Source organism: Halomonas sp. TH-94, from assembly GCF_057473365.1.
On record NZ_JBYCKL010000025.1, the window covers coordinates 1 to 13,640 of the forward strand.

12 protein-coding genes are annotated in these 13,640 nt (G+C 53.0%); all 12 read right to left on the minus strand.

What is annotated here, in order from left to right:
- Window positions 1–20: 20 nt before the first annotated feature.
- Window positions 21–3,176 (minus strand): ATP-binding protein, encoded by a 3,156-nt coding sequence (locus AC2VNO_RS04450; protein ID WP_486933002.1) that lies wholly within the window; start codon window positions 3,174–3,176, stop codon window positions 21–23.
- A gap of 111 nt (window positions 3,177–3,287) precedes the next feature.
- Window positions 3,288–4,361, minus strand: coding sequence for a hypothetical protein (locus AC2VNO_RS04455; protein ID WP_486933003.1), 1,074 nt, complete (start codon window positions 4,359–4,361; stop codon window positions 3,288–3,290).
- A 142-nt stretch (window positions 4,362–4,503) separates the two neighbouring features.
- The gene (locus AC2VNO_RS04460; protein WP_486933004.1) at window positions 4,504–4,986 is read right to left on the minus strand and encodes a hypothetical protein; all 483 of its coding nucleotides are present in this window, start codon (window positions 4,984–4,986) and stop codon (window positions 4,504–4,506) included.
- Between the two features lie 87 nt (window positions 4,987–5,073).
- On the minus strand, window positions 5,074–6,357 hold the full coding sequence (locus AC2VNO_RS04465) for a DUF6602 domain-containing protein (RefSeq protein WP_486933005.1): 1,284 nt from the start codon (window positions 6,355–6,357) through the stop codon (window positions 5,074–5,076).
- A gap of 78 nt (window positions 6,358–6,435) precedes the next feature.
- Entirely contained in the window at window positions 6,436–7,044 is a 609-nt protein-coding gene (locus tag AC2VNO_RS04470; protein WP_486933006.1) for a hypothetical protein, read from the minus strand.
- 147 nt (window positions 7,045–7,191) lie between these two features.
- Window positions 7,192–7,533 carry a hypothetical protein gene (locus AC2VNO_RS04475; protein ID WP_486933007.1) on the minus strand — a complete coding sequence of 114 codons (342 nt, stop codon included), beginning with the start codon at window positions 7,531–7,533 and terminating at the stop codon, window positions 7,192–7,194.
- 1 nt (window position 7,534) lies between these two features.
- Window positions 7,535–7,939 carry a hypothetical protein gene (locus AC2VNO_RS04480; RefSeq protein ID WP_486933008.1) on the minus strand — a complete coding sequence of 135 codons (405 nt, stop codon included), beginning with the start codon at window positions 7,937–7,939 and terminating at the stop codon, window positions 7,535–7,537.
- 10 nt (window positions 7,940–7,949) lie between these two features.
- Window positions 7,950–9,326: a hypothetical protein gene (locus AC2VNO_RS04485; RefSeq protein ID WP_486933009.1), complete on the minus strand. Its 1,377-nt coding sequence runs from the start codon at window positions 9,324–9,326 to the stop codon at window positions 7,950–7,952.
- Window positions 9,327–9,587: 261 nt separating this feature from the next.
- Window positions 9,588–10,202, minus strand: a complete 615-nt coding sequence (locus AC2VNO_RS04490) for a DUF1294 domain-containing protein (protein ID WP_486933010.1) — start codon at window positions 10,200–10,202, stop codon at window positions 9,588–9,590.
- Window positions 10,203–10,657: 455 nt separating this feature from the next.
- Window positions 10,658–12,856, minus strand: coding sequence for a catalase/peroxidase HPI (gene katG, locus AC2VNO_RS04495; protein WP_486933011.1), 2,199 nt, complete (start codon window positions 12,854–12,856; stop codon window positions 10,658–10,660).
- A gap of 218 nt (window positions 12,857–13,074) precedes the next feature.
- Window positions 13,075–13,338: a Txe/YoeB family addiction module toxin gene (locus AC2VNO_RS04500; protein WP_486933012.1), complete on the minus strand. Its 264-nt coding sequence runs from the start codon at window positions 13,336–13,338 to the stop codon at window positions 13,075–13,077.
- Complete coding sequence (locus AC2VNO_RS04505) at window positions 13,335–13,577, minus strand: type II toxin-antitoxin system Phd/YefM family antitoxin (RefSeq protein WP_486933013.1); 243 nt, start codon at window positions 13,575–13,577, stop codon at window positions 13,335–13,337. Before AC2VNO_RS04505 ends, AC2VNO_RS04500 begins: the two co-directional genes overlap by 4 nt.
- Window positions 13,578–13,640 lie beyond the last annotated feature (63 nt).

The window sequence follows — 13,640 nt, forward strand, 5'->3', positions numbered from 1 at the left end:
GCCGGGCCGACCCCCTGCGCTTAGCCACGCCTGTTAGCCAGGCAGGGCAGTGTCATCTTCAAGCCGGCAGCCTCACCCTGCTGCCAGCAAGCCTGTAGCGCTGCCAGGGCGCTCTCTTTTGCGCTGTTTTCGCCGCTCGTCTCACCATGCTCCATCCAGTCGGCGTGGGCCTCGATCAGGGCGCGGTGGTGCTCGCCCCAGGCACAGGGCTCCGCCCCCATTAGCCGGGTCAGACGCCGGGCATAGTGGCGGGCAGCATTGGGCCGTCCGTCTAGCAGGCTGACTTCCGCCGCGGCGATCAGGAAGCGATAGCCGTTGTGGCCCACGCAACCGGCATCCAGCAGCGCTTCGCCCTGTTTTAGCGTGGCCAGGCGAGCCTCGGGCTCCTCTTCCAGCAGCGCCCGGGTACCCAGCACCCAAGGGCCGATGAAGGCTTTTACCCCATGCTGTTCAACCAGCTGCCAGGCGCGCTCGATGCTGGCCCGCGCTTCGGTTAGCCGCCCGGTGATCAGCTCGACCCGTGCGCGACTCTCCAGCAGGAACGCCTCGAAGCGCCCCGAGCCCAAACCACGTGCCACCGTCAGCGCCTGTTCGATCTGCTCGTCCGCCCCATGGGGATCGCCCTGGGAGATGAGAATCCACCCCGCCGTGAGCCGCGCCACCACCTCGGCACGCCGATTGCCAACCCGCTTGCCCAGCTCGGCGGCATCGAAGCAGTCAGCAAGCGCCGTATCGGTCTGGTTGGCATAGATGCGCGCCGTGCCCAGCATGAACAGGTTGGAGGCTTCCAGATCGGCATGGCCATGGGTTCGGCACAGCGTGACGCAGTGGTCGAACAGCTCGAGGGTGCTGCGCATCTGCCCCTCGGCATAGTGCGCATCGCCCAGCCCGCTCAGAGCCTGGATCTCGGTGCGCACGTCGCCGCCACGGCGGGCCTGCTCCAGGGCACGGGTGTGATAGGCGCGGCTGGTGGCAAAATCGCCCCGGGGGAAATAGAGATTGCCCTTGAGATAAAGCGCCTCGGCCAGGGGCAAGGGGTCCTCCAGCGCTTCGGCCAGGGGCAGCAGGCCGTCGAGTATCGACTCCTCCGCCTGAAGCGCATCGAGCATGTTCAGCACCCGGGCCAGCCACAGGTCGGCGCTGATGCGCTGACACTCCTCTTGGGCAAAGCTGCGCGCCGCCTCGAAGTGCTCTCGCGCCGCCTGGATCTGCCCAGTGGCCATCGCCACCTGGCCCTGCAGCAGCATCAGGCGGTACTCATCCTTCGGCGCGTAGTCGATGGCGCGGCAGTCCCGCAGCAGCGCCATGGCCTCCTCGTGGCGATAGCGAGCCATTTCCGCCGCAACTGCCTGCAAAAAGGCATTCGGTGCTTCCAGCGAACGCGCGCGATGCATGTGGCGCGCACGCAAGCCAGGTTCCGCCTCGCCGTAGAGCGCGGCCAGGCGCAGGTGCAGGCGGTCGCGCTGAATCTTGGGAATCCCCTCGTAGATGCCTTGCAGGATCAGGTCGTGCACGAAGCGGTAGCTGCCCTCTTCCAGCGGGCGCACCAGGCTGTAACGCTGGGGAAGCTCGGGCTGATAATCGGCCTGGCCCAGCACCTCCTGCAGCGAGGCCAGGGAGAAGCGCTGCCCCATCACCGCGGCGATGCACATGGCCCGACGATCGAGATCGGTGAGCTGATCGAGCTTGGTCTGTACCAGATTGGCGAGACTGGCTGGCAGGCTTCGATGAGGATGGAACAGCAGCAGTTGGGTCAGGAACAGCGGGTTGCCCTGGGCCTGGGTGACGCAGCGGGCGGCATGCTCGGCGGGCACGGTGCCGAAGCTAGCCACCAGGGCCTCGGCCTCCTGAGCACGTAGCGGCGGCAGTTCAATCAGCGTGAGCGGCAGCTCCGGCAGCTGCGGCCGCAGGCGGCTCTCCAGCGGGTCCTGCTCCAGGCGCGAGGTAAACAGCCAGATCACCGGCGCTTCCTGGGTTTCCTGCAGCAGCCCGGTGAGGGTCGCCAGCAGCGCCTCGTCGGCCCAGTGCAGGTCCTCCACCACCACCAGCTGCGGGCGATGAATGGAGCGTGCCAGGAGCAGGTCGCGCAGTGCCTGTACCAAGCGCTGGCTGCGGGTAGCCGGGGTCATGGCAGCATAGAGCGACTGCGCCTCCTCCGGCTGGGCCAACCCCAGCAGCGGACGCAGCAGCATGGCATGGTCTACCGGCAGGCGCAGCGCCGCGAGACGGGCCAGCAGATGCGCCTCGTCCAGAATTTCCGCTTTCTCCTCAACGGACGTTTGTAGCAGCGAGCGCGTGAGCTGCATCAGCGGGCCTTCATCGGCGCGCGTGCCGAAGTCCAGTACCTCGGCCTGGTGATGATCGGCATGGGCCGCGGCCATCTCGGCAAACTCAGCGCTCAGGCGCGTCTTGCCGATGCCCGCCACACCGCGGATATAGATCAGATGACCGGCCTGGTAGGCCTGGGTGCCCTCCAGGATGGCTTGCAGCTGCCCCAGCTCCACCCGGCGCCCCACCAGATCGAAGCGAGCGTCATGAGCCTCGTCCCGGGGATGGCGATAGCGCAGCCACTCTCCGCCTTCATCATCGAAGACGAAACGCTCCGCCAACTGTACCGCTACCCCACGCTCAACCCAGACACCGGTCGGATCCTTCACTATCGAAGGGGGCACAGCAGCCGGCCAGTGACCGGCCTGAAGGTAAACGCTACTCGCCACCCCCTGCTCCACCAGGGTAGCGGCGCACAACAGACCACGCTGAGCATCGCTACGGTACGCCCGGGGCAGCCCGAACAGCGCCGGGCCCCCTTCCGCCAGGCTACCGCCGAAATGCTGAACCCAGCCCGCCAGGGCCGACGGATCGGTCGCCACGGCATGCAGCTGGATCAGCACACGGGCGCTCTCCATCTCCTCGATATCGGAAGCGACAACGGCGGCCTCCTCGGCCTCCGCCGACAGCTCCTCGACTTCAACCTCGTAGATCTCGGCCAGATGGCGCGCGGTACGATACAGCACCGCCTTGCCACTCTCCGCCCGCTTGATGGAAGCGATAGAGACGCACAAGCGCCGATCAAAACAGTACTCTGCCAGCGCCTCCTGACTCAGGCCCAGCCGCTTGCGATGCTGCTTCAAGCGCTCACGATCCAGCCGCAAGCGCCCATCTTGGGGGATGATCACTGTTGGGTCCTTTGCCGGGTGGGGGCATGTGTCAGGCGAATACCATCACTGTACAATAACTGTACAATTATCGATGCGTGTCTACTGGAGTGAGTTCCTATTAACGCTTTGTTAGGCAAAATCCGCTCGCATTCTAAGGTGGGCAAGATATGCCAATGGCAATGCTTCTGCCCTTTTTCTCTCGGCACGAATACTATTTAAGGCTTGGTATGCAGTCGATGCGAAGGATAAACCAGCGCCTGCATACGCAACCTTGTTTCCAGTTCCAGCTGCAACCAGTGCTAGCCCAGATCCAAATAAAGGAGCGATTGAACCAAATATTACCTTAGACCATGATGGCTTCATTGCATCAATGATTTCTTCAGTGTCTTCACTACAACGCTTAATAAAGTCATTGGTGGCGTCTAATCGATCTTCTGCATTTCCTAGAAGTGCAATGTAAGCCGTCTCACTTTCGACCTTCTGTCGCAATCTTGGCAAAAGATGCCCATGCTCTATCTTAAACTTTGCCAAAACATCTAAGTCGATATTACCAGCAGGGGCCGGTAAAATATTTTCAATAACAACATCCTGTGCCTTTCGGTGATGGTTAAACCTTGCACCTCTTCGTTGAAATAGATTGTGACCAAGAAAGCTAGAATATTTTTGTTCACTTGTAATAGGAGCAGCGCTTACAGTGTTGAGAGCTCCTAAACATATAGCCAGGTAAGCCATAAATATATTGGCGACTCTGCTATCTACGTTAAACCAAGATCCATCAACTTGGTCGGCCAAACCATTTTCCATTAAAAACTGCGGCAATTCCCCCATTTTTTCAACATGGATCCCTGTCATTGGCTTCATTTTCTCTTGGTGGACGCGAGAGCCGAATTTTTCTGTATGCACTCGACCAGCAGAGGAAAATGGTCGTACAGGCATATCTCTATACTTTTGAACCTTAGGCTCTAAATACCTAATAAAACTATGTTCAAACTGAGGAATCTCGTATAGATGTTGAGACGGGAAAATTTGTTCAGCTAAATTTCTCTCCAACAAAGCCCTCATGAATGGACTTAGCTGCTCTGGACTATCAATATGATCCACAGGAACTATGGCACTTAATTTGTCCCAGTAAAGTAAAGTTTTTATTGTCCAATTACTTTCCGGAATCGAAATATATGGAAAGTAAAGTGCATTGTTTCTCATTGCAGATCCTTTTTGCCTAACGCTAGCGGTAACCGGCGCTGCTACTGAGCATCCGCGAAGCGCCGCAAAGCTTATCGGCGTCCGGTTCACAGAATTGTTGGACGTTCATTGTCAGCTCCTTGTCAGGTTGTTACCGCACCGTTCAGTCGGACCATACCCTAAGGTTGCCCGACCTCCATAACTCTCCATCCCAACACAGGACATCGTGAAGGTCGGCATAAATAGATAGCTGGTTATACCGCGGCGAGCCGTCTTTCTTGAACCAGTGAGACAAAAGCGCCGTGGGACGCGGCGGATAAATCCTCTTGCGCTCATTCAGGTTGGGCTGCCAAAAATACACTATTATCGACTCAGCAATTTCAAGGTGAGTACGAGTATGCTCCTGTGGATAGACCACCTCACCTAACCAAACGCCAAGCTCGCGAGTAATTTCGAAAATTTTGTGGTGCTGTTTAAAGCGATTCTTATAAAGCCCTTCAGTAATACCGCAATACTGAATCTGCTCGTTCCGCTCATATTTCCGCTTGCCTGTAAGAAGGTAAAGACCATTGCTAATATCAGAGCGACATACCTCTTCCAGCAAGTATGGTCCTCGCCAATGCAGGCGGATCGTAAGTTTGTCCATGTTCTGTTGCCCCCCTATGCCTAACGACGCAATAACCGGCGCGAGGTACCAGCGTCCGGCGAAAAGGGCGCGAAGTTAATTGCCTTGTCATGCATTTTTATTTGTAATTTGCTTACTGACCCAACGGGTAAGGCGACCAGTGTTATTTTCTGCGACGACGAAACGGCCGTCTGGCAAAATGGCACATTGGCATTCATATGTTGTTAATCGTAAGATATCGCCTTCTTGCGCAATGAGCCCTGTTTTTATAAGCGATCCAATAAAAATGTCGAAATTCTCACCCTGCTTCTCTATGTAATCTCTGAAATCAGCATTTCGAACATTTTCTTCTTTTCCATTACAGAGCCTGTTAAAAATCACAAACTGGGTTGAAGAAACTTCGGTGGGCGACCATTCGCTTTCTGACTCTCTCTCTTTAAGAGTTTTCTCACTTACTGGTGTATACTTATACTCCCAACCTGTTAACCCCCCTTCTCTCTTAATCTTAGCGGACAAAAAGGTGGCAAAGTTCTCTATACTCAGATCTTCTCCCCAAAGGTTTTCAATGCTGACATGATACGAAAGACGAGTCCAAATCAGCTCCAATATTAGAAGAATTGGGTTTGTATTACTAGAAGCATAAAAGTTCCAAAATTCTGAATTCATTGGCGCACTATATGGACAGCCATTCATTTTAACGAGCGAATAATTTCCGCAAACAATTAGTTGTGGAAAGCTTCCCACACCAAAGCCATGGGTCATTATATTTTCTTCAAGAAAGGAAACTAGCGCTTCTCTTAATGAGCTTTCCTTTTTGTAACCATGGTATCCAAGCACAATTCGAATTGGAGATATTTTTTCAATTACAAAGGTGTGGTAGAGCATTTCCATTTCAATGCCCAATGAATTTACTTTGGAGTGCTCTGGGGGCACCAATCCAGTTGTTTGAGAAAACGCTTTTCTAGCCGGCCCAATATTAAACGCTTCATCACCTTTTCCAGATTGCAAATAATTTCCGTAATTGTCAGCAATACCGCGAAGATGCTTAAAAGCGTCCTTCAAATCGTTTGAATAAAGGGTCTTCTTTACTTCCACTACAGCAATAACGTCTTTTATATGCCATTTATAGGAGTCGGTATATGGTATTTTTTCCCCACTTCCTTTAACTAACATGCAGTCGATTTCGCCAGACATTTTTCCTTGGCCATCATGAATAAAGCCATGCCGTAATTGGAGCCCCAGTGACTCTGGTATCGCTCGACCCAGGATATCGGACGCGAGCCCCTCGTACATTTTCCCAATTGTTGGCCCATGCCTTAGTGAATAGTCATCTAATTTTGAGCTCTCTTCAGCCATTATCCCTTTTAGCAGTCCAGATACATCTCTAATCATATCGCTACACTTTGCTCTTCTTATGCATAACGCTGGCGGCAGCGGCGCGACGTCAGGAGCGTCCGTTGACCGCATTGGTTAGGCGTCCGTAGTAGAAATTTCACTCTTCAACTGTTGGATCAGCTCGTTATATTGGGCTGACAGAATCAAAAATCTAGCTCTTTCCTCATCGGTCACCCGAGGCTCCCAACCTATGACTACACCGTCGTTGTCATCCCACTGATTTCTTACTGCGATCATCTCTTGGGTATGGTAAGTCCAGTCGACTGCATATCTATTGCCGAGAAGTACTGAGGTTATATCTTCACAGTACTTTCTAACTCTTTCGCTGCCATGCAGCTCAAGTAGCTTGAAATGCCGAGTCAATGAATAGAACAGCTTGTCATAATCCGTAGAACGAGAGATCTCGAAAAGCTTGTCTTCTACGGTTTGGATGGAGCCATCGGTAGTAATGTTACTCGCCATATGATCAAGAAATATAACTTTAAAAACTAGTGAGGATGAGTCAGAAATACTCTCATCCAGAAATCTCTCGTAGGCAGAGACCTTTCTTTCATATTCCATTTGCTGGATTATCTGTTCGGTTTGGTATGACGCCGTCAAATAAACGCCTGCTGTCGATGCTACACCCGAAAGAATTGCGGTTAGAAACACAAGAACGTAGTGATGCTTAATACCTAATTTCAACTTTAATCTCTCTTATTCTTGAAGTGGCTGCCGGAAGGGACCAAGGACGCTTAACGCCGCGCTCTGCGGCAAATTTGGAGCGCAGCGGAAAATTTGTCCGACAGCAGCGCCTTGTTAGACGTGTTACCCACTAAGCCGTTGTTGATATTAGACATGCCATATATGTCCTTCCCCCGATACATAACCATAGTATTTAGAATGAAAGCCTTCCATAGCAGCTACATATTGTGAAAGAATTAATGTTACATCACTTGTCTGCGGGACTTCATCTTCATCTAGAAGATCTAAGAACTCAATGGAATCTTCTTCAATTAATACTTCGCGAACCTTTTCAAGCAGCCTATTGACTATCTTAATCTTGTTTTTACTAATGGCTGCCTCAGGTTTCTTTTTTGCTAATTCTTTGAACTCAGCATACATTGAGTTCAATAGCGGCATTGTGGTGTCATGCGTATTTGCACGTTCTATCGTTGTCTTATTAGTACTCATTTTAGTCCTTTAATTTCTTAGGTTTAACCGTTCGAATTAGAATCATTCCATCATCATCAACTTTGTCATCTTTCTCACCTTCAACACGCCAAAACCACGCCCCATTCCTGATAACTACATTATCTGATCGCAACTTCTCAAAGCATTGTAAATATTGGGAAAGTATAAATACGACATCACTATTTTGCGGGATATCGTCTTCATCAAATGCTTCAAAGTCATCGAATGGCTTGTATTTTTCAGCCAGATAATCATTGCTTTGCGATAGAAGCTTGTTCACAAAATTTAGTTTGAATTTATTTACGGCATCATTTGGGCTCTTCTTTGAAAGAAGTGATATCTCCTCATAAATACTCAATAGTTGACCGGACACTTTCTCAAATACATCCACGCTACTTCTATTCATATTTACTCCATTAAGATGGGCATGCTCTTCGAAATTCAATATATTTTTTCTTTAAGACCTCAATCGGTGCACGTTGCTTACTTTCATAAACATCAACCATCAACTTTAAGTCCTCATCGGTAATTGCAATTATGCATTTCCTTTGTGATGACCATAAATTAATGGCGTTTGTAAACATCACCTTTGGCAATGGATTTCGCGTTAGGAATATACCAAACCTACCTATATTATTTTGTAGATATCTATTGAGCTGATTAATATGATCCCGTTCGATTTTCTTTACATTTTTCATTTCTATAACGAGCTGTCGATTATCATAATCAGTGAATATCTCATCTAGAAAATCCACGTCTCGATTATTATAGAATATTAAATCTCTAATATGTCTTCCAGAATCAGTTCTACTTTGTGTCTGCGCAAAATCTAAGTGAGGATAGAAAAGGGAAGCCAAAAGATCCGCACATAGATCTTCATACTTCATATCAGCTCCATCCTCTTTACCTGTATTTAGCTTTAGTATTTCATTCAGCTTTCGTTTTGCAGACAAGACCGGGATTTGACTAAAAAGCGGATCATTTTGACAATCCTTCGAGTTTCTATCCTTATATTTTACGTATTCTTCGACTACCCCGTAATTTTCTCGGTTAAAATTTAGGACTTTCACTCTCTCTTCGGGTTCACCCGGATTGAATATATCATCTCTAGGGCAATGAGATTTAAAGTAATCTTCAAAATTAATCCAAGGATTAAATCTTAGCCAACGCTTAGGTGTGAATATTATTGGCTCTTTGGTTTTAGGATTAACCGGCAAGTAATATTTTTTATTAAAATCGAAAGCGTTTGTTTGATAGTTGTACACGGAATCAAGGATTACACCTTCAATTGGTATTCCGTTAAGCTCACATTGTTCAATGGTGTAATCTATTAAAAACGATTTGATGTAGTTGCAAGCTATATCACTTATTCTGTCTTTCGAAATTCCATTTATATACAGCTGTATTAGCTCAAAATGAGTAAAACCGAATTGACTATATTCAGGTATCTCTTTAAATAGATTGAGGATGTCGTTAGCCTGTTTAGCTCCAATTTTTACCCCCCTTCTAGTTTTCGACACCCCTAGTCCGACCTCTTCGCATTCCGAGAGGTTGATGAGCATTTCAACAGCATCATCTTCGCGGTTCTTTTTGACAAGAAAATTCAGGTGGTTAAATGAATTTGTAATCGCTGTGTGTAATGCTTGATCTTGCTGGGATGGAGACTTCCACAATAAAAAAGGGTCAATGTATAGAGGGATATCCTCATCAAAAAATTGTATTGCGAAATCCAAATCTGATTGTGATTTATGAATTCCGTGAAAGTCAGTTAATCTAGGTCTGAATAATTCCATACATTCTCAATTTAGCTCTTTCGTCTAACAGTGATTGGACCGCGCGTCCTGATATCGGATGAACACCCCTGCGCGTTCAACAATATTATCTGACGCGCTTCATTTCTTCCAACTCATTGATTTTTCTTCACCTAAGTATAGCTCGGCCACCTATGCAGGATTCGCACGCGTGCGCGTTTTGCCGGAACCAATATACTGTATGCGAATTAACTAATCTCAGGATACAGCCAAATGCATTACGAACCGCAGCCCTGATAACTGTTAACCGAACCCCAAACCAGCCCAAAGCCGCGCCGCGTCACCCGAATAAACCAGCCACCCAACCACCCCACAGTTCACCACCACCCCACACCAAAATATGGCCTGAAACGGCTGCTTCCTGGTTTTGTGTCGAAACAGCCGCTGCGCTACTAGCGCGCCGGGCCAGCCACCGAGCAAACCTGCGAAGAGAAGCGTGGCTTCCGGTGTGCGCCTTCTGCCCTTCCCTGCTGCGGCTTTGTCGATGCCGTACATGGCGAAGGTGATCACGCTTAGCAGTGCGTACGCTCCCAGGAGTTGCCATGGCGTGTGGCCTAGAGCGCTCAGGGCGGCCAGTAGCACGAAGAACGCGGCGGCTATGGCGCATGCCATCATCAGCCCTCTGGAGCGTGGGGATGCATGGCGTGCCGCTTTCAGGTAGCCCACCTTCTGCGCTTTCGGTCTGTTCTGGCTGTCTTGTGTCAGGTGGTAGGTGATCGGCTCGTTGACTGTTGGGCGGCGCCCATCGCGGGGAAAGGCGCTGATATGAACGAACACACGAGGGCCGCCTGCAGTCGGCGTGATGAAGCCGAAGCCCTTGGCGTCGTTCCACTGTGTGAGCTTGCCTTGCTGCCGCATTGGGTTATCTCTGTTTCATCGGTATTCGTTGGAGAATACCATGCGGCGAAATCGACTTTTAAATCCAATAAGTTAATGAGAATTTCAGATAAGACTGGGTTTTGTCAGGCGGGAGGGGACTGGGGGACGGGGCACGCTACCGCCCCTGCTGGCAGAATGGATGATAATGAGCATCATCCTTAGTGCGGCAGTCCCTGCGTATGCTTAGTTACTAGGCTTTGACTGAAAAGTCGGCGAGCGAAGTTTTCAGGTGGAACCTAAGCCGTCTGCTGCGGCTTTTTACTAACCGTAACCAACCGAAACGTTGAGGGCAACGCCAACTAAAGCATGAGGCGGCGATAGTGCCGCTTCTCTTGATCTGAGTCGGACATAAAAAACCCCGGTGGCTGGTTGCTCAGCCTCCGGGGTCAGTTTGAGAGCCCACTAGGTCCGCGTTACTGCCGCGGACCCGTCATTCAGCGGTGCAGGTCGAAGCGGTCGTTCTCCATTACCTTCACCCACCCTTTCACGAAGCGGTCGATCATGCGCTCTTCGCCGCCGTTGGCGGCGTACTCCTCGGCTATGGCGCGTAGCTGGGAGTTGGAGCCGTACACGAGGTCTACCCGGGTGGCGGTCCACTTCCTCTCGCCCGTCTTGCGGTTGCGGCCTTCGAAGTGTTCCTCGTCTTCATTGAGGGGCTCCCACACGGTGCCCATGTCGACGAGGTTGACGAAGAAGTCGTTCGTCAGCTGGCCGGGGCGATCGGTAAACATGCCGTCCTTGTTGTCACCGACGTTGACGCCGATGGCCCGCATGCCGCCGAGCAGTGCCGTCATCTGCGGTACGCTGAGGTTCAGCATGAAGGCGCGGTCTATCATTAGGTGCTCGGCGGGTATGGAGGTCACCTGATCCTGCATGTAGTTGCGGAACGCATCGTGCCTCGGTTCCAGGTAGGCGTGCGCATCCACCTCGGTCATCTCCTGGCTCGCGTCGGTGCGGCCCGGGCTGAACGGTACGGTGATATGGTGCCCGCCCGCCTTGGCCGCCATCTCGACCCCGACGCTGCCGCCCAGCACGATCATGTCGGCCAGCGAGATGTTGGCGTCCGAACCGCCCCTGATCTGCTCCAGCCGGTCGAGCACTTCGGGCACGCCGGTGCGCACGTTGATGTCCCAGCCGATTTGCGGTTCCAGGCGAATGCGCGCGCCGTTGACGCCGCCGCGGTGGTCGGTCTGGCGGTAGGTGCAGGCCGCGGCCCAGGCGGTGCCCACCAGCTGCTTGGCGGTTAGGCCGGAATCGGCGATCTGCTGCTTGAGCGTGGCGATCTGCTGGTCGTTGACCAGCGGCCCCTCATGCTTGGGTACCGGGTCCTGCCAGACGAGGTCTTCGTTGGGCACATGGGGGCCGAGGTAGCGTGCCTGCGGGCCCATGTCCCTGTGCAGCAGCTTGTACCAGGCACGGGCGAACTCGTCGGCGAGCACGTCCGGGTTCTGATGGTACTCCTTGGCGATTTCGAGATAGGCAGGGTCGGTGATCATCGCCATGTCGGCGGTGTTCATCACCGGCGGGTTCTTCTTGCCTTCCACGTGGGCGTCGGGTACCCAGAACCCTTCCTTCACCTCGACCGGCTCCCACTGGTTGGCGCCTGCGGGCGATTTCTTCACCTCCCACTGGTGGGCGAAGATGGTGTTGAGGTAGGAGTTGTCCCATTTGGTGGGGGTCGGGGTCCAGGCGCCTTCGAGGCCGGAGGTCACGGTGTACTCGCCAAGGCCGGTCTCGTGCTTGTTGGCCCAGCCGATGCCCTGCTGGTGGATCTTCGCGGCCTCGGGCGCATCGCCCACGGCATCCGGGGAGCCGTTGCCGTGCATCTTGCCGAAGGTGTGGCCGCCTACGGTCAGTGCGACGGTCTCGCGGTCGTTCATGCCCATGCGGGCGAAGGTCTCACGCACGTCCTGGGCGGACTTCATCGCATCGGGAACGCCGTTGGGCCCTTCGGGATTGACGTAGATAAGCCCCATCTGCACCGCGGCGAGCGGGTTGTCGAGGCTGCGGCTGCCGTCTTCCCAGGTACCGGTGTAACGGTCGTCGTTGGTGGAGAGCCACTCGGTCTCGGGGCCCCAGTAGATGTCATCCTCGGGTGCCCAGATGTCGGAGCGGCCGAAGCCGAAACCGAAGGTGCGAAAGCCCATCGTCTCGAGCGCCCGGTTGCCGGCAAGGACCAGCAGGTCGGCCCAGGAGATCTTCTCGCCATATTTCTTCTTGATCGGCCAGAGCAGCCGGCGCGCCTTGTCCAGGTTGCCGTTGTCGGGCCAGCTGTTGAGTGGTGCGAAACGCTGGGCGCCGGTGCCGCCGCCCCCGCGGCCGTCGATGGCGCGGTAGGTGCCGGCCGCATGCCACGACATGCGAATGAAGAATGGGCCGTAGTGGCCCCAATCGGCGGGCCACCAGTCCTGCGAGTCGGTCATCAGCGCATCGATATCGGCGCACAGTTCGTCGACGTTGAGCTGCGAGAACGCCTCGCCATATTTGAAGTCGGGCCCGAACGGGCTGGCATCGGGGTGTTTCTGGTGCAATACGTTCAGATTGAGCTGGTCGGGCCACCAGTGCTCGTTCCCCTGCAGGCTGGGCGTGGTGCGTGCGCCCCACTCCTTGCGCTTAGGCTTCTGATCAGACACGGTCTTTCTCCTCGGCATGATGGAGGCCCACAGAGTCTTCGTACCGACGATTTGTATCGCCTCGGTTTCTGCAAGCCGTCAAAATACAGTGAAGGATTCAGCGCTTAAGCCGTCAAGGCGATGGGAGGCTTTCGCCTTGATAGGGATAGGCTATGAAAGAAGGGATCAGATGCCGCTAAGCGGTAGGTGAATGGTACGGAGCAGCGACGGTGCATGCATCAATCGTAGTGGCTCCAGAGCCGGAGTATTTTAATGACTCGCTCTTCTTCAAGCACTTGGTACACCAGCCGATGCTGAATATTGATGCGGCGTGAACAGGCGCCTGCCAGATCACCGATCAGCTTCTCAAACGGCGGCGGCTTCCGATAAGGGTCTTCTGCAATCAGTGCCAGCAATTCCTGAGCTTTGGGTTTCAAGCCGCTGGAGGCCAGCTTCTTGGCATCTCTCTGGGCTTGCTTGGTATAGACCAACTTCCATGTCACCAGTCCAGCTCCTCGTTGCACTCATCGACAGGGGTATCCATCCCCTCGCGGATGGACTCACGCATGCCGGGCACGGAAAGCAGATAGAGCGTTTCCTGAATGGCGGACCAGTCTTCTTCGGAGACCAAGACAGCTTTGTTCCGCTTCCCCAGGATGACAATCGGCTGGTGAGATTCCGCTGTTTCGTCAATCAGTCGGTAAAGGTTGCTGCGTGCCTCAGTGGCAGTAATGCCGGTCATGCCCCACCTCCGGTGCGTTCAACATTTTATCAATTGTACGTCTTCAGGTACGTACGTCAATAC